Source organism: Nocardia aurea, assembly GCF_003123685.1.
GTDB lineage: Bacteria > Actinomycetota > Actinomycetes > Mycobacteriales > Mycobacteriaceae > Nocardia > Nocardia aurea.
In genome coordinates this window covers 319,546-344,679 of record NZ_QCYJ01000170.1, presented here as the reverse complement: position 1 = coordinate 344,679, position 25,134 = coordinate 319,546, and the positions used below count along the sequence as shown (strand labels likewise).

Here is a 25,134-nt window from a genome sequence, read left to right as displayed (position 1 = left end):
GTGAAGGGAAGCAGACAGGTGGCCGAAGCCCGAGCGGTTGATCTCTACTACGATCCATACGATTTCGATATCGACGCGAATCCGTATCCGGTCTGGAAGCGGCTGCGTGACGACGCTCCGCTGTACCACAACGAGAAGCACGGCTTCTACGCGGTGAGCCGCTACGACGACGTTGCCGCCGCACTGGTCGACTGGGAGAGCTTCCGCTCGGGGCGGGGCACGGTCGCGGACGTGATCTTCTCCGGCGCGCAGATCCCGCCGGGAATCATCCTGTGGGAGGATCCGCCGATACACGATGCGCACCGGAAGCTGCTCGCGAAGGTTTTCAGCCCCCGTCGCATGCTGGGGATCGAGTCGCAGGTGCGGGATTTCTGTGCGAGGGCGCTCGATCCGCTGATCGGCACGACGGAATTCGACGTGATCGCGGATTTCGGCGCGCTGATGCCGATGCGGACGATCGGATACCTGCTGGGCATACCGGAAGCCGATCAAGCGGCTATTCGTGACAACACCGACGAAGTGCTGACACTCGAGAGTGCCGACGCCGCCAAGCAGTTCGACGCGGGCACCTTCGAACGCAGCATCGAGGTGTTCATCGACTACATCGACTGGCGCGCAGAGCATCCCTCCGACGACCTGATGACCGAGTTGCTCAACGCCGAGGTCGAAGAGCTCGACGGTACCCGCAGACGGCTGACCCGTACCGAGGTCCTCACCTATACCAGCACCGTCGCGGGTGCGGGCAACGAGACGACGACGCGGCTGATCGGGTTCATGGCGCAGTTGCTCGCCGAACATCCGGATCAACGGGCGCAGATCGCGGCCGATCCGACGCTGATCCCGCGCGCGGTGGAGGAGACGCTGCGTTTCGAGGCGCCGTCCCCGGTGCAGGCCCGCTACGTCGCCCGCGACGTCCGATTCCACGATCAGCTCGTACCGGAGGGCTCGGTCGTGTTGATCCTGAACGGGTCGGCCAATCGCGACGAACGTCGATTCGCCGAACCCGATCGGTTCGACATCCATCGCGACCCCTCGCATCTGAGCTTCGGCTACGGGTTGCACTTCTGCCTCGGCGCCGCGCTGGCCCGCCTGGAAGGTCGGATCGCGCTCGAAGAACTACTCCGACGCTGGCCGGAATGGGATATCGACTTCGGCGGCGCCGCGCGTGCTCATACCGCCAGCGTCCGCGGCTGGTCTCGGCTGCCGATGATCGTGCGTCCCACGTAGAAATTCCCTCATTCGCGAGTGTTGACGCGTTCGACCCCTCTCGTTAGTGTCGGAACGAATATTAGGTCAGATGTCGAGGTTGTGAGAATTGCTCGTTCTACCGTGCGCGACATCGCGATCGGAGATCGAGTGGGAATCCGGCGACGACAGCGAATCGAGTAGGCGGTGCCCATGGAGTTCTCGTTCCCGGCAAGAGTGGAGGCGTTCCGCGAAGATCTCCGGAACTGGCTGGCCGAGCACCTGACCGACGAGATCGTCTCGGCGGGACAGCGCACGTCGAGTGATCCCGCGGCATTCGAGGTGGCGAGGCGGTGGAGTCGCACCATGGCCGACGACGCCTGGGCGGCGGTGTCCTGGCCGGTGGAGTACGGCGGCAGGGACGCGACCCTGCTGGAGCAGATGGTCTATGTCGAGGAGACCGTCCGTGCCAGGGCGCCGATGCCGATCAACATCATCGGCATGAACAACATCGCGCCCGCGATCATGCAGTACGGGACCTCGAGCCAGAAGCAGTCACTGCTGCCCGGCATGATGCGCGCCGACGAGATCTGGTGTCAGGGTATGTCGGAGCCGGACGCCGGATCCGATCTGGCGTCGTTGCGCAGCCGTGCGGTGCGTGACGGCAAGGAATTCGTGATCACCGGCCAGAAAGTGTGGACCTCGCTCGGGCATCGGGCCGACCGGTGTCAGCTCTTCGTCAGGACCGACCCCGAAACTCCTGGTCACCAAGGTATTTCGTGTTTCGTCATCGATATGTCCCTGCCCGGGATCACGGCTCGGCCGCTGGTGACGCTGACCGGTGACGCGGATTTCGCCGAGGTGTTCTTCGACGAGGTCCGCGTGCCGGAGCAAGCGCTGCTCGGCCCACTGCACGGGGGATGGAAGGTCGCCACCACGACATTGAGTCACGAGCGTGCCAATGCCGCGCGGCTCTACGTGGAACAGCAGCTGAGGTTGGGCGATCTCATCGTCGACTCGGCCGAGGGGGGTGCGGAAAGTGCGGCCGCACTGGAAGATCCGGTCATCCTGTCGCGAATCGGCGAGGCGGCCGTTCGGGCCGATCTGCTGGAGATCCTCTGTCAGCGGTCGATCTCCTCGGCGCTGGCAGGCGGCGACAGCTTCCGGACGGCGAGCCTGTGCAAATCGGTCTGGGGCGAACTGGGCCAGGACATCGCCGCGCTCGGCTTCGACGTACTCGGTCCCGGCCACGCGGACGGTCGATGGTTGCGGCACCGTTTGGCCTCCCGCGCGCTCACCATCGCCGGTGGGACGACCCAGATCAACAAGAACATCACCGCACGCCGAGTCCTGGGGCTGACGAACCGATGAATCTCGAATACACACCCGAACAGATCGCGCTGCGGGACTCGGTCCGCGGCTACCTGGCCTCGGTCGCCGAGAGCACACCGTGGCTGCCGCCGAAGGACAGAACCGACGGCTCCGAGACGACGTGGCGCGGCCTCGCCGAACTCGGCGTCACGGGTTTGCTGGTTCCGGAGGAATTCGGCGGGGCCGGGGGCGACATGGTCGATGCGGGAGTGGTCCTGGCCGAACTCGGGCGGGTACTCGACCGTGGTCCGTGGATATCGTCGGCGATCGCCGTGCCTCGCACGCTCCAGCGTCTCGGCGGGAGCGACGCGTCGGCCGAATTGCTCTGCGGCATCGCCGATGGCTCGACCGTCGTCGGGCTCGGCCTGCACCGGGCACACGATCCCGTCGTCACCGCGACCCGACGCGACGGCGCGGTGACGGTGCGCGGCTCGACCGCCGAGGTGCCGGACGCGGACGCGGCCACGGTGCTGTTGGTCCCTGCCCACGACGGTGACCGGATTTCCCTTTTCGCGATCGACGCCACCGCGCCGGGTGTCTCGCGCGTGGCGATTCCCACCGCGGATCGAACCCGCAGGCGGTTCCACGTCGAGTACACCGACACCCCTGCCCGCCCGCTCGGAGAACTACGGGCAGAAATGGTGGACGCGGTCATCGACGACGTGCTGATCGCCACCGCGGCGGACGCGGCGGGCGCGGCCGAACGAATACTCGAACTCACCGTCGCGTATGCCAAGGCGCGCAAGCAGTTCGGCACACCGATCGGCGGGTTCCAGGCGGTCGCGCATCTGTGCGTCGACATGTTGGAGACCGTGGAATTGGCGCGCGGCGGCGCGATGCACGGATTGTGGGTAGCCGACGCCGGTACCGATGAGCAGCGGCATCTGTCGGCGATGCGGGTCAAGGCGTTCTCGGGCCGGCTGGCGACGGTCGGTGACACTGCCATCCAGATATTCGGCGGCATCGGGTTCACATGGGAACACCAGGCGCATTTCTATCTCGAACGGCTCCTGGAGTGGAGCACCTTCCTCGGTCGGCCGGATCGGTATCTGCGTGAGGTGGGCGCGCATCTGGTCCGCACCACCTACCCGGGACTGTCAGCGGTCGACGGGTAGGAGCGCCGCGTGGTCCGCACCCGGGGGTGCGGACCACGCGGGGCGCTATCCCGCTGACTTACGGCATCAGAGGATTTCGACGTTGCTGGTCAGCCAGCGCCCGTCGACGTCGTCCAGCGTCATCAGGATTCGACTGCGGTCCACCCGTGGTCCGCTGGTGGTCGTGTTGGTGACCTCGGCGTCGACGAACATCATCAGCACCACGCGTTCGCGCGACGCGGATTGCACACTCGCGCTCAGCACTCGTCCCTTGCTCACCGACTGTGCCTGCACCAGCAGCGGCTGTAGCTGGACCGCGGACTGGGCGTACATCTGTTTGAACGCGCCGGTGGCTCCCGCGTCGATGGCGGCGAAATCCCGATCGATGTGGGCCGCGTCGATACTGGTCAGTGTCACGGCATACTGTTGACCGACGGCGAGCGCCTGTGTCGCGGCCTGGTCGATTTCATTGTCCCGCTGTACTTTCCATCCGAGAAATCCCGCCGCCGCCATCGCTGCGACGAGTAGCGTCGACAGGCCGATGATCACGGCCCGGTGGGGGCGTGTCGAGGAGACGGTCGGACTGTCATCGGCCGATACCGGGCTCGGCTCCTCGGGCGATTCTGCTGTCTTCTGTGTGGTCACCGTGCGTGGCCCGTCATTTGGGGGGAATGTAGGACGGAGCGGGCGCGCCACCGTACGGCGTCGGAATGCTCAGTGGTCCGGTGGGCGGTGGATCGGCCGTGGCCAGCGGATCGGCGCCGGGCGGTACCGTCGGAACCGGCCAACCCGGTGGTCGAGGCGCGTTGCGGGCACCGCGTGGAATCAGTGTGGGATCGGGATTCCTACAGTCGGAATACAGGTAGGGCGCGGGAAAGTTCGGCACCGAACCCGGTCGTCGCGGTACGTCGTAGTCGCACTGGTAGCGCGGGTAGATACTCGCCAGTGCCCAGACGCCACCGTCGTGGAATGCCGAGGCCACCGCGTCGAGTGTGGAACCGCCGCGCTGCTGCGGGAAGAAGAACTCGTTGAACGCGGGCACCCGCAGGTATGTCATCTGCCCCACCGTGGCCAGATTGCCGAGCAGTTGCACCATCGTGGGGGAGTTCGTAGCGATGATCGCGTCCATGGTGGCGAGGGTGTCGGGGGTGCGGGTCACCAGTTCCTCGAACCCGCCGCTCATCCGGGCGACGCCGCCCAGAGTCGCGGACAGATCCCGCGCCGTCTCCCGCAGTTCCGGCTCGGCGTCGGAGAACGTCGTGAGTACCACCTTGCTGTTGCGGAGGAGGCCGACGGTTTGCGGCAGCACCCCGTCGAGCGTGGAGATCATGAAGATGCCGCCGTCGACGATGTCGGCCAACTTCTCCGGTCCCGCCGCGGACACGCCGAGTTCGTCGGTGATGGTTCGCAGTTTGTCGGGATCGACCTGTATGAGGGTGCTGCTCAGCGATTCGAGCATGCGTGACATCGGTATCGGGCTCGAGGTGCGATCGGACCTGACCACCGACCCATCGCTGAGGTAAGGGCCGTTGTCGGCATCGGGAAGGAAGTCCAGATACTGCTCACCCGCCGCGGACAGTGCCGCGGTGCGCACCTTCCCGCTGTCCGGAATCCGAACCCGCGAGTCGATGGCCGCGACCGCGACCACTCTGTCATCGGCCACCTCGACCGAGGCCACCCGCCCGACCCGCACGCCGCGCAGAGTGACGTCCTGGCCTGGTAGCAGACCGCCGGATTGGTCAAGTTCGACCCGTACCTCGTACGGCGAGTCGAACGGGTCGAATTCCAGGGTCCCGATGCTCAGGTAGCCGCTGCTCGCGACCAGGATCACCAACAGTCCGAATACCGATGTCGCCAAGCGGTGCGCGCGGACGCGGCGGACCCCGCCGACGATCACCTCGGCGGGAAGGTCCCGAATGCGCGGGCCCGGTCGTCTCATCGCGGCGCCCCGTTCAATCGTCCGCCGAGTCGCTCCAGCATGTAGTGCAGTGAACCGGCGAAGGCCGCCAGATCGGTGCCGTCGGGCAACCTGGCGCCCGGGGTGCCGGGGAAGCCGGGATCGGGAACCGCTCCGACGGCGAGTTGCGCGACGTCGACCACGACATGTGCCGAGGAGGAGGTAGTCAACTTCATCACCGTCGCGATGATCGCGTTGAGCGCGTCGAGTTCCGCGTCCGGATTGTGCGCGGCGTCGGCGAGTCCCTTGGCGAGCAGGTCGATGTGCGCGGCCATGCTGCCGTTGTTGGTGCCCTGGATGGAGGGAAACTGCGCCAGCTGTTCGGTGATCGCGTGCACGCGATCGACCAGGTCGATGAGGCCGACGGTGTTGGAACCGACGACCTCGAGCGCGGGCCCGGCGGCGGCGACGGCATCGTTGATCGAATTCTGTTGCCTCGCGACGGTATCGCTGAGGTCCGCGGCTCCGCTTATAACGCCTTGTATCTGTTCGGAGCGCGTGGCGAGGCTGTTCAGCAGCTGTCGAGTGTTCTCGATCAAGCCGGCGAGCCGATCGCCGCGCCCGCCGACGTACTCGCCCAAGGCGGTCACGACCTGCGTGAGATTCTCCAGGGTGCCGCCGCTGACCAGCAGGGACGCGCGGCTGAGCGCTTCCTCGATGGTCGAGGCCGCCGAGGTGTCCCCGATCGGGATGGTCGAGCCGTCGTGCAAGGTGCCCCCGGCGGGGTCGGGCGTCTTCGGCGGGCTCACCGCGACGAAGACGTCGCCCATCGGTGTGGCCGAACGTAGTTCGGCGGTAGACCCGACCGGTAATTCGACGCGGGGCCGTATCCGCATGGTGACCACCGCGGCGTAGTTCCGCGCGACCATCGATTCGACTTCGCCGATATCGGCGCCGTTCATCTTGACTTTCGCCTTCGTCGGCAGATTCAACGCGTTGGCGAACGTGGCGGTGAGTGTGTACGCGTCGGAGTCGAGTCCCGGGGAGGGCAGCGGGATGCGATCCAGGCTCACCGTGCAGCCGGTCGCGGTCAGTGCCGAGGCGACGGCCAGAGCCAGGAGCGGGCCGGTCGTTTTCCGATACTTCATTTCGTCTGCGCCAGTCCTTGCAGTATCGCGGTGATGCCGAAGTCGGGGCCCATGTCACGCATGTCTCCGGTATTGCAGCCGAGGTTCGTCAGATTCAGCAGATTGCAGACCTCTTTGACCATCTGCCCGTCCAGCAGAAGCCGATTGAGGTCGACTGTGGCGCGCAACGCGCCGACATTCTGGTCGATAGCGTTATAGGTGTTGCTGGTGACCAGCGGAAAGACATCCAGGAACTCGGCTATGTTGTTGTTGTAGTCGGCCAGCGAGGTGAATATCGTGTCGGCGTTGCCCGCCAGGTTCGCGAGCGTCTGCTGATTCTTTTGCAGGAGTTCGGTGACCGCGACGAGAATCCGATTGACGGTGGCGCCCGTGTTGCCGCCGCCGATGTCCTGATCCGCCAGTAGGTCACTCAATCGGTATATGCCGGAACCGAATTCGCGCAGCGTCCGGTCGTTGCGCGCGGCCAGGTCGGTGAGCGAGTCGAGGTTGGTGACGACCTCGGTGATGGCATCGCGGGTGGCCGCGCCGTTGTCGTCGCCGGTTCTCATGGCCCGGGCGAGTTCGCTCAGCGCCGCGCGCATATCGTCGCCGTTACCCGAGGTGACCGCGGTACCCAGGTCGACGAGGTCGGCCACCGGCCCTTTGCCCGCGCCGTCGCCACCGAGTGCGCCGGTGAGCTTTTCGACCATTTCCAACAGGCTGTCGAATTCGATCGGCGTATTCGTACGGTCCAACCCGAGGGCGGCGTTCCCACTCAACCTCGGTCCACCCCGATAGACGGGGGTGAGTTCCACATGCCGGTCGGTGAGAATGGAATCGGAGACGGTGACCGCCCTGACATCGGCGGGGATCGCGACATCCCCGTTCACACGGAGCTCGACATCGACACCGGTGCCGTGCGCCCGGACGTCGACCACCTCGCCGACTTTCATCCCCAACACCGCGACCACATTGCCGACATAGATGCCGTTGGCGTTGTCGAAGGTCGCGGTGATCGTCGTGTCGGCGGCCAGCGGACCGATATCGGTCGAACAGCCGCCCAGCGCGGCGCCGAGTGCGACGACCACGGATAGTTTCACCCACGGTGGTACACGGCTCATTTGCAATCCTCGAGGTAGGGGGCTTTGCCCATTTCGATGGCGCGCTTGCTCAGCGCGCACATGAACGAGTCGACGAACGCCCCGTCCGGCGCGGCGGCCGACAACTCCATACCGGTTCCGGTCGCGTTGGCGAACAATCTCCACGGCACGGGCAGGATTTGCAGGATATTGCGCAGCAGCGCGTCGTTGCTCGCGATCATGGTCGTCATCGAGTGCAGGTCGTCGAGCAGCCCCTGCAACTGCGGGCGATCCTCGACGATGATCGGTTCGAGCTGATGGACGAGCGCTGTCGTGGCGGCGAGCAGCCGTCGCAGCGCGTCCTGGCGGGAGTTGATCTCCTGTAGCACGGTGCGTCCCTGGCTCACCAACGACGCGAGATCGCCCTGCTGGTCACGGATCACGCTCGTGACCTGAGCGGTACTCGTCACCAGGGTGCCGATCTGGCCGCGGCGCTGGGCGATGACCGCCGACAGCGCCTGCACGTTGTGCATCACCTCCGGTACCACGGGCGGCAGATCCCGCAGTTTGTCGGAGAGCGTGGTCATCGAGTTCGCGATCTGCTCGGCGTCGAGTTCGCCGAAGGTTCTGGTCGCGTCCTGGAGGGCGGTCTCCAGGTTGTAGGGGACTTCGGTCTGTGACAGGGGAATGTCGTTGTCGCGCAACCGGCCGGTCCCGTTCGAGCGCAGCTCGACATAGCGCGACCCGAGCAGGGTCGTCAGCTTGATCGACGCACGGGTGTCGGCGCCCAGTTTCGCGTCCCGGTCGATTTTCATCGTCACGGTCACGTGGTCGCCCGTGAGTCGGGTGCCGGTGACGGTGCCGATCGGGATCCCGACGTAGGTCACCGCATCGCCCGGGGCTATTCCGGCGGCCTGGACGAAATGCGCCTGATACGTGGATTTCCCGAGATGCAGCGAATTGACGAAGACGGTGGCCGCGAGCACCGTCGCCAAGAGCGCGACCGTGATCACGCCGACGCGCAACGGGGCTGCCGTCCCGGTCGGTCCCGCGACGCGAAGTTTCCGGAGTGTGGGCAAACGTGGTCTTCTCATAGCGATCACCGACAGATCGGGGAGTGTTCGGGTGTGCCGCTCGGACTGGCGATTCCCAGGATCGAGGCGATCAGCGGGTCGATTCCCGGAACCATGCTGAAGCCGATATCGCAGACATAGGCGGTCAGATACGCCCCCTGGTCGACGATGCGTCCCAGCGTCTGGAGCAGCAGCGGAAGGTTGTAGGCGAGATAGGCGAAGGACGCCTTGTTGTGCACGAAATGCGCGGCGAAGCCGGATGGACGTTCGACGAAGCGGTTCATCGAGGGTGCGGCCCCCTGTACCACCCGCGAGGCCCGATCGACCACCGCCGCGATCGCGGTGGTCTGGTCGAGCAGGGTGTCGCGCCGCTCGTACAGGCCGTCGAAGATCTTACGGGTCTGTCCGATCGTGGTCGCCAGATCGCCGCTCTGCTTCGCGAGGTCACCCACCACGCGGCTCAGGTTGTCGATGATCGAGCCGAGGATCTCGTCCGGGCCGGCGAAGGATTGTGCCAGCGTGGCTGTTCGGGCGATCAGGGTGGGAATCGCGCTGTCTTCACCCTGGAGCGCGCGAATCAGCGCGGAGGTGATGTCATCGACATCTTCGGGATCGAGCAGGCCGAACAGGGGCTGGAAACCGTTGAGCAGTCCGGACAGATCGAAGGAGGGTTCGGTGTGTTCGAGCGGGATCCGCGCCCCCGGTTTCAACGGTTCGGGCTCGCCGAAATCGGCCATCGAGAGTCCGAGATAGCGTTGGCCGATCAGATTCTGGTAGGTCACCGCCACTTGGGTGTTGCCGTAGAGAATCTGATCGCGCTGCACCTCGAACGTGACTTCGGCGGCGGTTCCCTCGATCTCGACGGCCTCGACCCGGCCGACCTGCACGCCCGCCATGCGCACGTCGTCACCGACCCGTAGGCCCGACACATCGGTGAACAGCGCCGAATAGCTGTGGGTTCGGCCGGGAACACCCCGTTGCAGAGTCGCACCGACCATCCAGGTCATGACGACCGCGATCACCAGGAACAGCGTCACTCCGACCAATGGCCGTCGGTAACTCATCGGGGTCCTCCCTCGGTCGGAGCGGGTGTGACCTGCACGTCGTTGCCGCGCACGAGCGGCCCGAGCAGGAGTGTCGACAACGCGTCGGGCGTCGTTCCCAGGATTCGCGCGATCTGCGCGCGATCGTCGACGCTGCCCGTCGGCTCACGTCCGCGGGTGGCCGCCGCGGGCGTCGGGCCGGTGTTCGCGGTGCCGAGGACACCGGGGCCCGGTGGTCCGGTGAGGCAACTGGGCCCGGCCAATTCGCCGTAGCGGGGACAGTCTTCGCGCGTGTACTGCTTGTGCGGGGTGAGTTCGACGATGATCTTCGGAACGGCGCTCTGACTTTCCGGACGCCAGAGCACCTGGGTGACCTTCTCCGCGACATTGCGCTGCGAGGTGGTCATCTGCGTGAAGTTCTGGCTTCCTGCGCTGAGTACGTCGAGCACCGGTCCGAAGTCGGCGGTGATGTCGAGCAGCGTGTCGGTGTGGTTGTTCATGGCCTCGGCCACCGTCGCGGTGGTCACCAGTCCGCCGCTGACGAGTTCGGTCAACCCCGCGCGTTGTGCCGCGACGGTGCGCAGGGGGATGACCGCCTGATTGACCGCGTCGAGCAGATCGGGGGAGGAGGACTGTAACCCGTTCAGCGCCGCGGTGAGCACGCCCAGGGTGGATCGGCTGCCGTCGGAGGCGGTCACTTCGCTCATCGCTGCCACGATCCGTTCGAGTTGGGCGCCCGCGCGCAACGCGTCCGATCCCCGGCCGCTGGTGGCGGTTTGGACGGTTTCGAGAATGCCGACCGTCGGGTCGGTGCGTGATCGGCCCGCGGCCGCGGCGATTCGGCTCAACGCCGTCAACGAGGTCTGCAATTGCACCGTCGCGAGTCCGTGATCCTCGTGAATCTCGGTGCCCGCCTTCAACGGTGAGCCCGCGCCGTTGTCGACCAGTTGGATCGATGGGACGGCGAAGACATTGCTGGGCACGACCCGTGCGGTGACCGTGCTCGGTATACCGGGCACGCGTTCGGGCTTCAGGTCGAGCCGGACCCGGGTCGGCGCGCCGTTGGCGGGCGCGACGACCTCCGACACCGAGCCGACGAGTACGCCGCGATACTTCACATCGGATTTGGGCGGCAGCCCGTCTCCGATATCGCTCATCAGCGCCGTCACGGCCACCGAATCCTCGAAACCGCCCTGTGAGCGCACGATGCCCGCGGTGACCACCGCGGCGGCCACGATGGTGAAGGCGATGCCGCGCAGCAGCAGTTTCGTGTTGGTGAGATCTCTGTCGTCGGATTCGAACAGGATGGGCATCGGGTCACCCGCTCAATCTCGAACCGGAGTCGAAACCCCAGAGCGCAAGTGTCATCAGTAGATTCACCGAGATCATCACGGTGATGGCGGCACGCATCGCGCGCCCGGCCGCGACGCCGACACCCTGCGGGCCGCCGGAGGCGTAGTAGCCGTAGTAGCACTGGATCGTCGTGGTGATGACGACGAAGACCAGTCCTTTGAGCAGCGAATAGAAGATGTCGGTGCCGCTGAGCACCAGGTTGAAGTAGTGCGCGTAGGTGCCGAACGAATCACCGCCCGCGACCCAGACGAATGCTTCGACGGCGAGGTAGTCGGCGGCGAGCGCGGCGAGATAGAGCGGAACCAGAGCCACCATGGACGCGAGCAGCCTCGTGGAGACCAGGTAGGGGATCGGTCGGATCGCGATCGATTCGAGCGCGTCGATCTCCTCGGCGATCCTCATGGCGCCGAGTTGCGCGGTGAACCGGCATCCGGCCTGTGAGGCGAAGGCGATCGAGGCCATGATCGGGGCGAGCTCGCGTGTCGCGGCGGTGGCCGCGATCATGCCGGTGGCCGGTTCCATGCCGAGGAGTTTCAGTGCGCTGTAACCCTCGATGCCGACGATCGCCCCGGCGGACGCGCCGAGAACGATGATGACGCCTGCGGTACCGCCGCCGACGACCAGTGAGCCGTTGCCCCAGGTGACATCGGACAGGATTTTGACCGATTCCCGGCTGTAATGCCGTATCGCCAGCGGAATCGAGGTGAAGGCCCGCAGGAAGAAGGTGATCATGTGACCGAGTTGGATGAGGATGTTCACCGGTCCCCGGGTGACGGTCAGTAGCGGTCGGATTCCCGGCGGGAGGTACGTCGCCGCCATCAGAGCGTCGTCCTCGGGAACAGGATCGTGTACATCTCGGTGAACCCGACGTTCACGACCATCAGCAAGATGATCGACGCGACCACGGTGGCGTTCACGGAATTGGCGACCCCGCCCGGCCCGCCCTTGGTGTTGAGGCCCTTCTCGCAGGCGACCACCGTCACGATGGTGCCGAACACCGCGGCCTTCACCATCGCCAGATACAGGTCGCCCGCGGTCGCGAACGACGAGAACGTCGCCATGAAACTGCCCGGCGTTCCGTCCTGGACGTAGACATTGAACAGATATCCGGCGAGAAAGCCGATGAAACAGCTGAATCCGGTCAACGCCATCGCCACGATGATTCCGGCGGCGAGCCTCGGAACCACGAGCCGACGCAGTGCCGAGACGCCCATGACTTCCATGGCGTCGATCTCGTCGCGAATCGTGCGCGCGCCGAGGTCGGAACATATCGCCGAGCCGACAGCGGCGGCCAGCAGAATCGCTGTCACCAGTGGCGCCGATTGCCGGATCACCGCCAGGCCGCTGGCCGCACCGGCCAGTGAGGTCGCTCCGACCTGGCCTGCCAGCAATCCGAATTGGATCGATAGCGTCGCGCTGACCGGGAGCGCCACGGCGACCGTCGGGACGACCGAGGTCTTGACCATGAACGCCGCTTGGTGGACGAATTCACCGAACGGGAATTTCCCGGTCCAGGTATCGGCGACCAGGTAACGGACGGCTCGGCCGCCCAGGAGGACCTGCCTGCCGAGCGTTTCCAGAGACGCCGCCGGATGCCTGCGAACATATCCGCGAGACCAGACCGCGATTTCCTCGCCGGCCGAACTCCGGGCGGGTTCCACGCCGACGGGGTCGACGCTCACGTGCGACACCGATCGCCAGGACGAAACGGGATCATCCGGTAGGTGACACTGTCGCCGATCGTGGTATCGATGAGCGATTCCACGCAGCCTCCTAGGTTGCGACCGAATATTCGTTCCGCGCCACCATAGAGGCGTGACGCTCGGACAGTCAACAGTTGAAAACATGACGGGGGCGGGGGATTCGGAGCGGTCGGGGCTGTCGCTTCCGGGGATTCTCCTGTGGCGTATCCGGTGCGACGGAGAGCCCGTCGGCTCGCACGGCCCCTTGTGAACCGAATTTTCGTTCCGTACTCTGCACACTAGTCGGGGCGTCCGGTCGAGGCGGCGTTACAGCCCTTCTGCTGATGGCCTTTCGGCAATCGCCGATCGCACAATGGTTGAAAGGAAGTCGAGATGGGGCGTGTGGAAGGGAAGGTCGCGTTCATCACGGGCGCGGCCCGAGGTCAGGGACGCAGCCACGCGGTGCGGCTGGCAGAGGAAGGGGCCGACATCATCGCGGTCGATCTGTGCCGGGATGTCGAAACGCTCAGGTACGCGCTGGCGCGGCCCGAGGACCTCGCCGAGACGGCGCGACTGGTGGAGAAGGCAGGCCGTCGGGTACTGACGCGAGAGGCGGATGTGCGGTCCGCCGATCAGATGGAGGCCGCGGTCCTGGCGGGGATAGCCGAGTTCGGCAAACTCGACATCGTCGTGGCGCAGGCCGGGATCGCGGGTATGAAGGGAGAACCGAAAGACCAAGCCTGGTGCGATGTGATCGCCACCAATCTCGTGGGCACGATCAACGCCATCCAGGCCGCGCTGCCGCATCTGAGCGACGGCGCGTCGGTCATCGCGACCGGATCGACCGCGGGTCTCATGCAGACCAAACAGCTGGACAATCCGGGGACCGATCCGGGCGGCATCGCCTACCCGTTGTCCAAACGCATGCTGGCCCAGTATGTTCACGAGTTCGCCGCGCAGTTCGGGCCGCGCAACATCCGGGCCAACGTGATCCATCCGACCAACTGCAATACCCCGATGTTGCACAGCGAGCCGATGTATCAGGCGTTCCGACCCGATCTGCCGAATCCCACCAGGGCGGACGCGGAACTGGCTTTTCCGGTGCAACAGATCATGCCGGTTCCGTACGTGGAACCGGAGGATATCAGCGATATGGTGGTCTTCTTGGCCTCGGACGAGGCCCGCTACGTGACCGGCATGCAGATGCGTGTCGACGCGGGCGGCTATCTGCGGTGGTACGACTACCACCTCTGACCGAACCCTCGGCGGCGAGACGCTGTGGCGTCCGCCGCCGTGCGGTCGGGTCGATCAGTGCGCCACGACGCCGCGCAGCGACGTGTCACGGACCAGTTGCAGCGCGCGGCGGGGGCCCACCTGCCTCAAGATGTTCTCGGGAATCCATTGGACGCCGATGAAACATCTCGCGAGCATCTCGGTCGACCGGCTTTCGACCGAGATGTCACCCGCTCGGATGCCCGCGGTGAGCATCGACTTCATCTGGCGGACGCGAGCGGCGAACGACCAACCGGGATTCGGTGTGTCGGGTGGGGACTGGCGCATCCACGCGAGCTGGATCCGGAACTCGTCGGGAAACCGTTCCAGGGCCATGATATTGATCCAGCTCAACGCGTCCAGCTTCTCCAGCACGCTGGAATCGGAATTCAGCGCGGCGATCCAGCCCGCCCCGACCTTCTCTCCGAATTCCTGCATGATCGACGCCAGTAACTGGTCTTTCGAGCCGATCAGCCGGTACACCGTGCCGGTCGCCATCCCCGCCGCCGCCGCGATATCGCGGGCGGTGGTGGCCTCGTAGCCGCGCCGGCCGAAAACGGCCCGTCCCGCGGCGCGTACGTGCCGCGCCTTGTCGCTGGCGTCCACATCGACCTCGGCCCAGGAATCGATGACCTCCGATACCGCGGCGAACGCGGCGGAGCGATCCAGTTCGGCATCGCCGAGAGGTCCGGAAGCAATACCTTCCAACAGAATTCGGCACAACAGGGTGGCCACGCGAGCGGGCGTCGCCTTGTGCCTGATCACATCGAGGCCCACGTGCAACATCGACTGGCAGATACGATCGGCGAGCACCGGGAGATCGATGTCGGAACGGATGTAGCCACTCCACCGGCCCGCCCGCAGAGTCTGCAACATCGCCTCGTTCAGCCGCACCGGCCGAAGTTGGGTCAGCGCCGTCAGTTCTGTCGTGGCACTTGGCCCTTCGAAGAACGACATCTGTAGCGCCGCCCGATTGCGGACGGCGCATTCGGCGATGGCCGTACCCAGTTCCACGATTCTGTCCGAGGCCGACCGCTCATCGGACTCGTCGAGTTCGGCGACGGCCGCCTCGGCCACCCGGTCGAGGTCGGCGTGGTAGCGCCGCATCAACTCGACGAGGATGGCCTCTTTCGAGTCGAAATGGTGATAGAGACTGCCCGGGAGTATGCCCGCCGCGTCGGCGATCTCCTGTAACGAGGTGCGCAGGCCGGAGGTGGCGAAGAGGGTCTCCGCGGTCATCAGGATCTCTGTCCTGCGCGTACCGTCGTCGGAGGATTCACCGCCCCGGGGCTTCGTCACGGCGGTGGCGCGCTTGGCTGCTGTCATCGCCGTGATCCTCTCGCCGAGGGGTGCCGCGGCGACTCGCCCCGGCGCGGCCGGTCGACGGCCAGCGGAAGGCGCGCACGGCTGGGCGCGGGCGTGCGTAGGTTCATGGTCGGGGCCGACTCGAAACCGAGTCGCCCTGGTCACCGCCGGACATTGTTCTCCCGTCGTCTCGTGTGATCATTCGACAATACCGTCCCGAGACATAAATTTGTTTTCCGGCATCCGAGTGCGGACGAGAGGCGATCCACATCGTGCCGACTCGGCGGCACGGTTCCGGATTACGACGAGGTAGGCAACTTCGCGGCGAGGTCGAGTACGGTGACGGTATCGGTTCCGGTCTTACGCAGCCGTTCCGACGAACGGAAGCCGAGGTCCACGTCCTTCGCGAGGGCGCGCAGCGCGCCGACGTTCGCCTGGTCCTTCGAAATGTGTCGGAACGGATCGAAGGAGAAGAGGCGCAACGCGTTCTGATGGGTTATCCGATCGATATCATGATCGGATACTCCCCGGAAATGATCGGCCAGCCCCTCCGGCGCCAACGGCCAGGTCGAGTCCGAATGCGGATAATCGCATTCCCAGGTGACCATGTCGAGGTTGAGTTTGTTCCGGCTCTCGATACCGAATCCGTCGTCGATGAAACAGGTGACGATACGTTCGAGAAAAACCTCGCTGGGCAGTTTGCCTTTGAAATCCTGGTGCGTCCAGGCGCGGTGCATGGTGTAGACACGGTCGATTCGTTCGAGGAAGTACGGGATCCATCCGATCCCGCCCTCGCTGAGGGCGAAGGTGAGGTCGGGGAATTTCCGCAACACCGGTGACCACACCAGATCGGCCGCGGCCTGCACGATACTCATCGGTTGCAGGGTGATCATGGTGTCGACCGGGGCGTCCAGTGAGGTGATCACGACCTGTGACGACGAACCGATATGCAGGCAGACGACGGTGGCGGTGTCGCTGCACGCCTGCCAGAACGGATCCCAGTGCGGATCGTGCAACGAGGGGTAGTCGAGTTTCGCGGGATTCTCGGAAAAGGTGACGGCGTGGCAACCCTTCTTCGCGACCCGCCGCACTTCCTCCGCCATCAACTGTGGATCCCAGATCGGCGGGAGCGAGATGGGGATCATTCGTCCCGGGTAGGTGCCCGCCCATTCGTCGATATGCCAGTCGTTGTAGGCGCGCAGCACCGCGAGGCCGAGCTCCTTGTCCTTCGCGCGGGCGAAATACTGGCCGCAGAATTGCGGATAGGACGGGAAGTTCATCGCGGCGAGCACCCCGTTGGCGTTCATGTCGCGGATTCGTTCGTGGATGTCGTAGCAGCCCTCACGGATCTCGCTGAGCTTGGTCGGCTCGGCGCCGTACTCGTCCGGGGGGCGCCCGGCGACGGCGTTCAGTCCGACATTGGTGGCTTCCTGACCTTCGAAGACCCACGCGTCGGTTCCGTCGGCGCGTTGAATCAACTTCGGGACATCGTCCTTGTATTTGGCGGGGATGTGATGCTCGAACATGTCCGGCGGTTCGACGAGGTGATCGTCCACCGAGACCAGGATGAAATCGTTCATGTCCATGAGGCGCGCTCCTTCGCGTACAGCAGTTCGAATCCCGTGCGGGTGTGAGAACTTCACATGATTCGTGTCCGGAGATTGACTTGATGTCCCGCCCGACCTTACGTTGGAACAGAAATTTGGTCAATCAGCGCGGAAGCGGGTGGACATGTTCGACCACGAGGTGACTCGACGATGAGCACGATGATCGAGCAAGGAAGGCGGAGCCGGCCGTTCTACGTACCGGTCTCGACGGAGGTCGCCGTCTTCGAGGCGGCCTACCGGCTGGGACTGTCCATCGTGCTCAAGGGGCCGACGGGATGTGGCAAGACCCGCTTCGTCGAAGCCATGGCACACGATCTGGACCGGCCGCTGATCACGGTGTCCTGTCACGACGACCTGACGACCGCCGACCTGGTGGGGCGATACCTGCTTCGCGGGGGTGAGACCGAATGGGTCGACGGTCCGCTGACCCGGGCCGTCCGCGAAGGCGCGATCTGCTACCTGGACGAGGTGGTCGAGGCGCGTCAGGACACGACGGTGGTCCTGCATCCGCTCGCCGATCATCGTCGTCAGCTGCCGATCGAACGTCTCGGCGTCACGGTGGACGCGGCCCCGGGTTTCGGTCTCGTCGTGTCCTACAACCCGGGCTATCAGAGCGTCTTGAAGGATCTGAAGGACTCGACCCGGCAGCGCATGGTGGCGATCGAATTCGGTTACCCGGCAGCACATGTGGAAGAGAACATCGTCGTGGCGGAAGCGGGGGTCTCGGCGGCGTGCGCCACGGATCTGGTCAGACTGGCGCAGGCGGTCCGGCGGCTGGAGACCGGTGGTCTGCGCGAGGTCGCCTCCACCCGGGTGCTGATCGCGGCAGCGCGATTGACGGCCGAAGGTCTGCCGCCACGGGTTGCCGCGCGCGCGGCCATCGCGGGCCCGTTGACCGATGACCCCGTGGTGTCGCGGGGGCTGGTCGAGATGATCGACATCTATCTACCGGAATCGCTCGCCTGAATAGGTGATTGACGGGTCAGGAGACCTGTCGCTACAGTCTGAACAAATCTTAGGTCTGCTCGTGTGCTTGCTGCCGCGAGTGAGAATCATCGGAAGGCGCCATGTCCTACGAAAGCGCAGCACAACCGATCAAAATTGGCTATCTCATGGACTTTCGGCTGCCCGAGAGTTACCCGCAGGAGATGCTGGACGACTTCACGCTCCCGTTCGAATTGGTCTTCGACGAGGCCCTCGCGGCCGGTGAGATCGACCGGCCGGTCGAGGTCGTCTACAAAGAAGTCGAAGGATTGCCGAAGGGCTCGGTCAAGGCGGTGATCGACGGATTCGCCGAACTCGTCGACGAGGGCTGCCTCGCGGTCTTCGGGCCCAACATCACCGACAACTGCGTCGCGGTGAAGGAAGCCATCGAGCAACGATTCCGGGTGCCCGCGATCTCGGTCACCGGAACCGACGACTGGCTGGGGGAGTGGACCTTCTCGTTCCCGCAGGGATCCATGACCGACGAGCCCATCTTCTGGGCGGATCTACTGGCGAAACAGGGCTATTCGACGGTCGGGCTCCTGGTCGAGCAATCGCTGATCGGGCGCAGCTACCAACAGAACTTTCATCGGGCCGCCGCGGCGAAGGGTATCCGGGTCGTGGCCGAGGCTTCGATCGCGCAGACCGCGCAGGATATCGGCGAGGCCGTCCGGGCCCTGCACAAAGCCGAGCCCGAGGCGATCATCCACTGCGGCTTCGGATTCGGCATCGTATTCATCAATCCCGTGCTCCAAGAGCTCGGCTGGGATCCTCCCAGGTACACCAGCACGGCGTTCCAGAATGCCTGGGTCAATCCGGTGATGTGGAAGGCGTTCACCGGCTGGATCGGGGTCGATCAGTACGACGAGGCCAACACCGTCGGGCAGGCGTACCTCGATCGCTTCGAGAAGCGCTACGGGCGTCGACCGCAGTATGTCCTGCCGATGGTCAATCACGATGTCGCGCAGACTCTTCTGCGCGCATTCATAGACGCGCGGCCGCTGAGCCCGCGCGGAGTCAAAGACGCGCTCGAACGAGTCAAGATGCTTCCCGCCGCCTCCGGTGCACCCGGCACCCGGGTGTCGCTGGGCAAGTGGACCAGGCGGGCCTGGATGGGGGCGGGTTACCTCGTCGCCCGTCGGCTCGACACCGACGGGGTCAACTCGCACCTCGTCGATCGCTTCGGAGAGGACCGGTCATGACCATGGACGAGACGATCGCGCAGGAGCCCCCGGGGAGGCGGGCAGCCGCGGACAGCGGCGCCGCGACGACGAAGAACTACCTGGGGTGGGGACTGCTCGCGCTGGCGATCCTGGTGGTCGGGCTGATCGCGGCGAACGCGCGCCGCGGCGCGGTGTCGGACCGCATCCGAAATCCCGAGGTGACCGGTGCGCCCCGGCCGGTGGAGCCGTTGTTCGGGTTCGATCACTGGATCGCCGTGATCCATATCGGGACGCTGGTCGCGGTACTGCTGGTGATCGCGATATGGGTACGCATGTTCCGTCGCAACCCCCGCGATCCGGTCCTGATCATGGGATTCATGACGACCATGATCGTCTGGCAGGACCCGATCATGAACTGGGCTCCCTTCGCCGTCTACAACCCGGAACTGTGGCATTGGCCCGAGGATTGGCCGCTGGTGTCGCTGTCGCCGACGGTCGAGCCGTTCGTCGTCATCGGCTATGTGATGTTCTACCTCGGCCCCTATTTCCCGGCGATCAGGATTCTGCGCAAGTTGCAGGCCGATCGTTCTCCGGACGCTTTCGTGTGGAGACATCCGCTGATCAGCCTGGCCCTGCTCATCTTGCCCATCGGGTTCGTGTTCGACATGATCCTGGAGGTCTCGCTGGTCCGCACCGGGATGTACATCTACTCGCAGGTGATCCCGTTCGGATCCCTGTTCGCCGGTTCCACCTTCCAGTTCCCGCTGCTGTGGGAGTCGCTGTCGGTCACATTCGTGATGATCCCCGCCGGGGTACTGATCTTCCGAGACGACACCGGGCGGACCGTGGCGGAGAAACTCGCGCAACGGGCCAAGATTTTCGCCGGTCGGCCCTTCGTCGGCATGGTGATCGTGATGTTCGTGACCATGAACGTGTCGTACTTCGTCTACGGCGGATGGTTCGCGGTCATCAAGTGGACCCGTACCGCCACTTCCGTAGCCTGCCCGTGGCCGTATCCGGAGGCGAAAGTGTATGACCCCCAGGGCTTCTACGAGGAGAACGGCGCCGAGGGGCCGTACTCGGTCGGGATCTGGTCGGAGTGGATGAGCGCGCAACCCGACGGCAGGCCCGACGTCGAGGCGCCGGCCGACGGCGGCCGATGCGGGGTGCCCGAATGAGCGAGTCACGCAGTGTCGTCATCACCGGCGCCTCGCGCGGCCTCGGCCTGGCGTCCGCGAAATATCTGTATCACCGCGGCTGGCGCGTGGTCGCCGCGGTGCGGTCGGTGGACAAGGGAATGGCCGCGCTGCGCGAGGCCACCGGCGCCGCCGAGGACGACCCCCGCCTGCTCGGGGTGCGTCTGGACCTGTGCGATCCGGATTCGGTCGCCGCGGCGGCCGTCGCGATAGGTGAGCTGGTCGGCGTGCCGGACGCGGTGGTGCACAACGCGGGCATCGCCGCCGCCGGGGCGGTCGAGGAGACGCCGATGGAGCTGTGGCAGACGATGTTCGCGACGCACCTGTTCGGTCCGGTCGCATTGACCAGGGATCTGCTTCCCGGGATGCGCGAGGCCGGACGCGGGCGCATCGTCCTCATCTCGAGCGCGGGCGGCGTTCGAGGCATGCCGGTGATCGCGGCCTATTCCGCCGCCAAGGGCGCACTGGAGCGGTGGGGCGAGTCGCTCGCGGGCGAGGTAGCGCCGTACGGACTGGGGGTCACGGTCCTGGTGACGGGTGTCTTCGATACCGAGATCATCACCGACGACGGAACGACGAGCTTCCGCGACTTCGAGGGTCCGTACGGGCAGCACCACCGAACCATCGACAAGCGCGGCCGCGCGGCGATGAGAATCGCCAGCCCTCCCGAGAAGTTCGCGGTACGGCTGGGACGCGCGCTCGACGGGAAAGCGCCCTACACCCGTCGGTCGGTCGGGCTCGACGCCACGGCACTGCTGGTGTCGAACCGGTTCCTGCCGACGAAGGCGATGCATCAGATCGTCCGGGTCGCGATGGGGCTGCCCGGGTACAAGAGCATGCGCCCGCCGACGACGCGACTGAGTCCGACAGCACGCACCCTGATCATGCTGGCGAAGGTGCTTCCGGCGCCGGCGATGCAGCGAATCGGATTGTTCGTCATGAAGATTCGTCCACCTACCCCGCCCCCCGCGAATTCCTCGGCGGAAATCGAGGAGCCTTCGGATTCGCCGGTGCGGGAAAGCGATCGCAGCCAGGAGAACTCGATCCATGACTGACACAACGACATCTCGGTCCGAGTCGAGGATGCTGATCGACGGCAGACTCGTGGAGGGCGGGACCGGAACTTTCGTCAATATCAACCCGGCGACCGAGGAAGTCATCGGGCAAGTCAGCGATGGCTCCGTGGCCGATATGCGTCGTGCGATCGGTGCGGCCCGCAACGCCTTCGACAACACCCGATGGTCGCGGGATCACGCTTTTCGGCGGCGTTGCCTGCTGCAACTCCACGACGCGGTGGAGGGCGAGAAGGAACAGTTCCGCGAGGAACTGATCCTGGAGGCCGGTTGTCCGCGAGCGATCACCTACGGCCCGCAGCTCGACGCGCCACTGGCCGAGGGGTTCACCTATCCGGCGAAACTCATCGAAACCTACGCGTGGGAAACCGATCTCGGCGACGCGTTCGTGCCGCTGACCGGCATACAGACGACGCGGAAAGTGCTGCGCGAACCCGTGGGTGTCGTCGGTGCGATCACCCCGTGGAATTTTCCCTTCGAGATCACCGTCCACAAGCTGGGGCAGGCCCTGGCCACCGGTAATACGGTCGTCCTCAAGCCCGCCCCCGACACCCCGTTCACTGCCACCAGGCTCGGGCGTCTGATCGCCGAGCAGACCGATATCCCGGCAGGGGTTGTCAATGTGGTGACAGCGTCGGACCACCTGGTCGGTGAGGAGCTCACGCTCTCGCCCGAGGTCGACCTGATCTCGTTCACCGGCTCCACCGCGGTCGGTCGTCGGATCATGGAGAAGGGCGCCGCGACGATGAAGCGGCTGTTCCTCGAACTCGGAGGCAAGTCGGCCACGATCGTCTGCGACGACGCGGACCTGAATTTCGCGTGCGCCATCGGGATCGCGCCGTGTATGCACGCGGGCCAGGGCTGCGCCAACCCCACCCGAATGTTGTTGCCGCGCAGTCGATATGACGAGGGTGTCGCGTTGTTGAAGGCGATGTACGACAACATCGCCCCGGGCGACCCGCAGGATCCGTCGACGCTGTGCGGTCCGGTCATCTCGGCCCGGCAACGCGACCGGGTACTCGGATACATCCAGCGGGGTATCGATGAGGGGGCCACTCTGCTCTCGGGCGGCAAGGAACAACCGCGGGGATTCGACCGTGGATTCTGGGTCAAGCCCACCCTGTTCGTCGACGTCGACAATTCGATGACGATCGCCCAAGAGGAGATCTTCGGCCCGGTCCTGTCCGTCATCCCCTACGACGATGACGACGACGCGGTCCGGATCGCCAACGACAGCCGCTATGGCCTGGCGGGCAATGTCATGGCCGGTTCGCTCGATCGCGCGCTGTCGCTGGGTCGCCGCCTGCGGGCCGGATTCATCGGCCTCAACGGCGCGGCCGGATACAGCGCCGACGTCCCCTTCGGCGGATACAAGGCCAGCGGTATCGGTCGACAGAACGGCACCGCCGGATTCGACCAATACACCGAGATCAAATCCGTCGCCTACCCGGCCTCGTAAAAGGAGTTACCATGCAGTTGTTCGATGATCTGGAGGACTTCGGGTCCTTCGACGACGTGGTGTCCGGCGACGTTCGCGACCCCTACACCGAGCTGGCGCGCCTGCGCCGCGAGGAGCCGGTTCAGCGCATCGAGTTGTCCACGATGCCGGGCGACAACACCAAACCCCTCTTCATCGTCTACCGGTTCGAAGACGTCCAGCAGATGCTGCGCGACAATCGGACGTTCTCCTCGGCGATCATCATCCAGGCGTTCGGCGACGTCCTCGGTCGTCACGTGATGCTCGGTATGGACGAGCCCGAACACGGACGTCACCGGGCGCTGGTGTCACGGGCCTTCGCGCAGAAGGCGCTGGCGAAATGGGAGGACTCCCTCGTCGGTGGCGTCGGCAACGAATTGATCGACCGGTTCGCGAGCAAGGGCAGCGCCGATCTGGTCACCGACTTCACCTTCCCGTATCCGACCCAGATCATCGCGGGACTGCTCGGTCTGCCCCGTGAGGACTATCCACAGTTCCAGCGCTGGTCGATCTCGCTGCTGAGTTTCACGATCAATCCCGAGCGAGGCAAAGCCGCATCGCTCGCCCTCGAGGAGTACTTCACCCCGATTCTCGCGGCCAGGCGCGTGGAACCCCAGGATGATCTGATCAGCAGACTCGCTGTCGCCGAGATCGAGGGCGAGCATCTGAGCGACGACGAGATCTTCTCGTTCCTGCGACTGTTGTTGCCTGCGGGGGTCGAAACCACCTACCGGGCCCTGGGAAACCTGTTGTTCGGCCTGTTCAGCAATCCCGAACAGCTCGAGGCCGTGCGCGCCGACCGGTCGCTGATCCCGCAGGCGATCGAGGAAGCGGTGCGGTGGGAGCCGCCACTGCTCACGATCACGCGTATCGCGACCGAGGACACCGAACTGGGTGGCGTCGCGATACCCGAAGGTTCCTCGGTCATGCCGATGCTGGGTGCGGCCAACCGACAGGAAGATCGCTACGAGGATCCCGACACTTTCGATATCTTCCGGCCCGCGCGTCCCAATATCGGGTGGGGCTACGGAACCCACGTGTGCCTCGGCATGCATCTGGCGCGGCTGGAAATGCGCGTCGCGATCAATCTGCTGCTCGACCGGTTGCCGAACCTGCGGCTGGACCCGGACGGCAAAGATCCGCACATCCGCGGACAGGTGTTCCGGTCGCCGACCTCGCTGCCGGTACTGTTCGATGCCGATCCGGGGGCACGGTCGTGACCGGGGAACTGCGTTTCGACGGGCGGGTCGCGATCGTCACCGGAGCGGGCAGAGGTGTCGGCAGGAGCCACGCACTGCTCCTCGCGGCCAGGGGCGCTCACGTGGTCGTGGCCGACTACGGTGTCCGGCTGGATGGTTCGGGTTCGTCGAGCGAACCCGCGGCGGCCGTCGTCGCGGAGATCCGCGCCGCGGGCGGACGGGCGGTCGCGTGTTTCGCTTCCGTGGCGGACGAGGAAGGGGCCCGGTCCGTCGTCGACACCGCGGTCGACGCGTTCGGTCGGGTCGATATCGTCGTCAACAACGCGGGGATCTCCGATCCCGACGGTTTCGAGGCGCTGACGGTGTCGCAGTTCCGCGCGATGGTCGATGTCCACTATTTCGGCAGCCTGTTGGTCACCCGGGCCGCGTGGCCGCATTTTCGTCGGGCCGGATACGGCCGCGTCGTGAACACCGTGTCCGAGGCGATGCTCGGCAATATCCCCGAGATGACCAGTTACGGGCCCGCGAAAGGCGCGGTATGGGGGCTCACGCGCAGCCTGGCGACCGAGGCGGCCGGTTCCGGGATACGGGTCAACGCCGTCGCGCCGCGGGCGTTCACCCGAATGTCGGATGCTCAGAGCGCGAAGATCGCCGGTTCCCGCGGTCTGACACCCGAGATGATGGACCAGATCAACGCGGCGATGCCACCGGACATGGTCGCCCCCGCGGCCGCCTTTCTGGCCCACGAGAACTGCGAACTCAACGGCGAGGTGTTGCGTGCCGGACTGGGAGGTGTGGCACGTATCGCGATCGTGGCCTCGCAGGGCATCTACAAGACGCCGCTGACGGCCGAAGACATCGCCGAGAACCTCACCGAGATCATGGACATTCGCGACAGCGCCGCTGTCGAGATCGTCTGATCCGAATCGAAACACGCTACTGCTGAGGAGGATT

The 25,134-nt window shown here is 65.4% G+C and carries 22 protein-coding genes; 11 read left to right on the top strand and 11 right to left on the bottom strand.

Annotation, left to right across the window (positions count from 1 at the left end; genetic code table 11):
* The first annotated feature begins 18 nt into the window (after window positions 1-18).
* The 3 genes from DAT37_RS41075 to DAT37_RS41065 all read left to right on the top strand — a co-directional run bounded on the left by DAT37_RS41075 (window position 19) and on the right by DAT37_RS41065 (window position 3,671).
* A complete protein-coding gene (locus DAT37_RS41075) occupies window positions 19-1,227 on the top strand; it encodes a cytochrome P450 (RefSeq protein ID WP_109530338.1) in 1,209 nt (402 codons plus the stop codon).
* Between the two features lie 171 nt (window positions 1,228-1,398).
* Window positions 1,399-2,556 (top strand): acyl-CoA dehydrogenase family protein, encoded by a 1,158-nt coding sequence (locus tag DAT37_RS41070; protein WP_109530337.1) that lies wholly within the window; start codon window positions 1,399-1,401, stop codon window positions 2,554-2,556.
* Window positions 2,553-3,671 (top strand): acyl-CoA dehydrogenase family protein, encoded by a 1,119-nt coding sequence (locus DAT37_RS41065; RefSeq protein ID WP_109530336.1) that lies wholly within the window; start codon window positions 2,553-2,555, stop codon window positions 3,669-3,671. The genes DAT37_RS41070 and DAT37_RS41065 overlap by 4 nt, the downstream gene beginning before the upstream one ends.
* A gap of 66 nt (window positions 3,672-3,737) precedes the next feature.
* Here DAT37_RS41065 and DAT37_RS41060 read toward each other — a convergent pair whose 3' ends face one another.
* The 9 genes from DAT37_RS41060 to DAT37_RS41020 are packed head-to-tail and all read right to left on the bottom strand — an operon-like array spanning window position 3,738 to window position 12,904.
* Window positions 3,738-4,295, bottom strand: a complete 558-nt coding sequence (locus DAT37_RS41060) for a tetratricopeptide repeat protein (protein WP_157978962.1) — start codon at window positions 4,293-4,295, stop codon at window positions 3,738-3,740.
* A 13-nt stretch (window positions 4,296-4,308) separates the two neighbouring features.
* Window positions 4,309-5,589, bottom strand: coding sequence for an MCE family protein (locus DAT37_RS41055; protein ID WP_109530334.1), 1,281 nt, complete (start codon window positions 5,587-5,589; stop codon window positions 4,309-4,311).
* Window positions 5,586-6,695, bottom strand: a complete 1,110-nt coding sequence (locus DAT37_RS41050; RefSeq protein ID WP_109530333.1) for an MCE family protein — start codon at window positions 6,693-6,695, stop codon at window positions 5,586-5,588. Before DAT37_RS41050 ends, DAT37_RS41055 begins: the two co-directional genes overlap by 4 nt.
* Window positions 6,692-7,795 (bottom strand): MCE family protein, encoded by a 1,104-nt coding sequence (locus DAT37_RS41045; RefSeq protein WP_109530332.1) that lies wholly within the window; start codon window positions 7,793-7,795, stop codon window positions 6,692-6,694. Before DAT37_RS41045 ends, DAT37_RS41050 begins: the two co-directional genes overlap by 4 nt.
* Window positions 7,792-8,832 (bottom strand): MCE family protein, encoded by a 1,041-nt coding sequence (locus DAT37_RS41040; protein ID WP_232840304.1) that lies wholly within the window; start codon window positions 8,830-8,832, stop codon window positions 7,792-7,794. The genes DAT37_RS41045 and DAT37_RS41040 overlap by 4 nt, the downstream gene beginning before the upstream one ends.
* A gap of 20 nt (window positions 8,833-8,852) precedes the next feature.
* Window positions 8,853-9,890, bottom strand: a complete 1,038-nt coding sequence (locus DAT37_RS41035; RefSeq protein WP_109530330.1) for an MCE family protein — start codon at window positions 9,888-9,890, stop codon at window positions 8,853-8,855.
* The gene (locus DAT37_RS41030) at window positions 9,887-11,182 is read right to left on the bottom strand and encodes an MlaD family protein (protein ID WP_109530329.1); all 1,296 of its coding nucleotides are present in this window, start codon (window positions 11,180-11,182) and stop codon (window positions 9,887-9,889) included. Before DAT37_RS41030 ends, DAT37_RS41035 begins: the two co-directional genes overlap by 4 nt.
* 4 nt (window positions 11,183-11,186) lie before the next feature.
* Window positions 11,187-12,041: an ABC transporter permease gene (locus DAT37_RS41025; RefSeq protein WP_109530328.1), complete on the bottom strand. Its 855-nt coding sequence runs from the start codon at window positions 12,039-12,041 to the stop codon at window positions 11,187-11,189.
* Complete coding sequence (locus tag DAT37_RS41020) at window positions 12,041-12,904, bottom strand: MlaE family ABC transporter permease (RefSeq protein WP_109530327.1); 864 nt, start codon at window positions 12,902-12,904, stop codon at window positions 12,041-12,043. The genes DAT37_RS41025 and DAT37_RS41020 overlap by 1 nt, the downstream gene beginning before the upstream one ends.
* A gap of 393 nt (window positions 12,905-13,297) precedes the next feature.
* Between DAT37_RS41020 and DAT37_RS41015 the strand changes: the two genes are divergently transcribed.
* Entirely contained in the window at window positions 13,298-14,158 is an 861-nt protein-coding gene (locus DAT37_RS41015; protein WP_109530326.1) for a mycofactocin-coupled SDR family oxidoreductase, read from the top strand.
* A gap of 54 nt (window positions 14,159-14,212) precedes the next feature.
* On the opposite strand, the gene DAT37_RS41010 is transcribed toward DAT37_RS41015, so the two are convergent.
* Window positions 14,213-15,502, bottom strand: a complete 1,290-nt coding sequence (locus tag DAT37_RS41010; RefSeq protein ID WP_109530325.1) for a TetR/AcrR family transcriptional regulator — start codon at window positions 15,500-15,502, stop codon at window positions 14,213-14,215.
* Window positions 15,503-15,780: 278 nt separating this feature from the next.
* A complete protein-coding gene (locus DAT37_RS41005) occupies window positions 15,781-17,067 on the bottom strand; it encodes an amidohydrolase family protein (RefSeq protein ID WP_109530324.1) in 1,287 nt (428 codons plus the stop codon).
* Between the two features lie 171 nt (window positions 17,068-17,238).
* On the opposite strand from DAT37_RS41005, the gene DAT37_RS41000 reads away from it, so the two are divergent.
* From DAT37_RS41000 to DAT37_RS40970, 7 genes are all read left to right on the top strand, one after another.
* On the top strand, window positions 17,239-18,054 hold the full coding sequence (locus DAT37_RS41000) for a CbbQ/NirQ/NorQ/GpvN family protein (protein WP_198654689.1): 816 nt from the start codon (window positions 17,239-17,241) through the stop codon (window positions 18,052-18,054).
* 101 nt (window positions 18,055-18,155) lie between these two features.
* Window positions 18,156-19,274 (top strand): ABC transporter substrate-binding protein, encoded by a 1,119-nt coding sequence (locus DAT37_RS40995; protein ID WP_109530323.1) that lies wholly within the window; start codon window positions 18,156-18,158, stop codon window positions 19,272-19,274.
* Window positions 19,271-20,413, top strand: a complete 1,143-nt coding sequence (locus DAT37_RS40990; protein ID WP_232840303.1) for a spirocyclase AveC family protein — start codon at window positions 19,271-19,273, stop codon at window positions 20,411-20,413. Before DAT37_RS40995 ends, DAT37_RS40990 begins: the two co-directional genes overlap by 4 nt.
* Complete coding sequence (locus DAT37_RS40985) at window positions 20,410-21,486, top strand: SDR family oxidoreductase (protein ID WP_109530321.1); 1,077 nt, start codon at window positions 20,410-20,412, stop codon at window positions 21,484-21,486. The genes DAT37_RS40990 and DAT37_RS40985 overlap by 4 nt, the downstream gene beginning before the upstream one ends.
* On the top strand, window positions 21,479-22,963 hold the full coding sequence (locus DAT37_RS40980; protein ID WP_198654688.1) for an aldehyde dehydrogenase family protein: 1,485 nt from the start codon (window positions 21,479-21,481) through the stop codon (window positions 22,961-22,963). The genes DAT37_RS40985 and DAT37_RS40980 overlap by 8 nt, the downstream gene beginning before the upstream one ends.
* Before the next feature lie 11 nt (window positions 22,964-22,974).
* Window positions 22,975-24,201 (top strand): cytochrome P450, encoded by a 1,227-nt coding sequence (locus DAT37_RS40975; protein WP_109530319.1) that lies wholly within the window; start codon window positions 22,975-22,977, stop codon window positions 24,199-24,201.
* Entirely contained in the window at window positions 24,198-25,100 is a 903-nt protein-coding gene (locus tag DAT37_RS40970) for an SDR family NAD(P)-dependent oxidoreductase (protein WP_109530318.1), read from the top strand. Before DAT37_RS40975 ends, DAT37_RS40970 begins: the two co-directional genes overlap by 4 nt.
* Window positions 25,101-25,134: the final 34 nt, after the last annotated feature.

Bases quoted from the DNA above. Each gene is read 5' to 3' on its own strand.
- DAT37_RS41070 (WP_109530337.1), top strand. From the start codon at position 1,399: ATGGAGTTCTCGTTCCCGGCAAGAGTGGAGGCGTTCCGCGAAGATCTC.
- DAT37_RS41065 (WP_109530336.1), top strand. From the start codon at position 2,553: ATGAATCTCGAATACACACCCGAACAGATCGCGCTGCGGGACTCGGTC.
- DAT37_RS41055 (WP_109530334.1), bottom strand. From the start codon at position 5,589: ATGAGACGACCGGGCCCGCGCATTCGGGACCTTCCCGCCGAGGTGATC.
- DAT37_RS41050 (WP_109530333.1), bottom strand. From the start codon at position 6,695: ATGAAGTATCGGAAAACGACCGGCCCGCTCCTGGCTCTGGCCGTCGCC.
- DAT37_RS41045 (WP_109530332.1), bottom strand. From the start codon at position 7,795: ATGAGCCGTGTACCACCGTGGGTGAAACTATCCGTGGTCGTCGCACTC.
- DAT37_RS41035 (WP_109530330.1), bottom strand. From the start codon at position 9,890: ATGAGTTACCGACGGCCATTGGTCGGAGTGACGCTGTTCCTGGTGATC.
- DAT37_RS41030 (WP_109530329.1), bottom strand. From the start codon at position 11,182: ATGCCCATCCTGTTCGAATCCGACGACAGAGATCTCACCAACACGAAA.
- DAT37_RS41025 (WP_109530328.1), bottom strand. From the start codon at position 12,041: ATGGCGGCGACGTACCTCCCGCCGGGAATCCGACCGCTACTGACCGTC.
- DAT37_RS41015 (WP_109530326.1), top strand. From the start codon at position 13,298: ATGGGGCGTGTGGAAGGGAAGGTCGCGTTCATCACGGGCGCGGCCCGA.
- DAT37_RS41010 (WP_109530325.1), bottom strand. From the start codon at position 15,502: ATGACAGCAGCCAAGCGCGCCACCGCCGTGACGAAGCCCCGGGGCGGT.
- DAT37_RS41005 (WP_109530324.1), bottom strand. From the start codon at position 17,067: ATGGACATGAACGATTTCATCCTGGTCTCGGTGGACGATCACCTCGTC.
- DAT37_RS41000 (WP_198654689.1), top strand. From the start codon at position 17,239: ATGAGCACGATGATCGAGCAAGGAAGGCGGAGCCGGCCGTTCTACGTA.
- DAT37_RS40995 (WP_109530323.1), top strand. From the start codon at position 18,156: ATGTCCTACGAAAGCGCAGCACAACCGATCAAAATTGGCTATCTCATG.
- DAT37_RS40990 (WP_232840303.1), top strand. From the start codon at position 19,271: ATGACCATGGACGAGACGATCGCGCAGGAGCCCCCGGGGAGGCGGGCA.
- DAT37_RS40985 (WP_109530321.1), top strand. From the start codon at position 20,410: ATGAGCGAGTCACGCAGTGTCGTCATCACCGGCGCCTCGCGCGGCCTC.
- DAT37_RS40980 (WP_198654688.1), top strand. From the start codon at position 21,479: ATGACTGACACAACGACATCTCGGTCCGAGTCGAGGATGCTGATCGAC.
- DAT37_RS40975 (WP_109530319.1), top strand. From the start codon at position 22,975: ATGCAGTTGTTCGATGATCTGGAGGACTTCGGGTCCTTCGACGACGTG.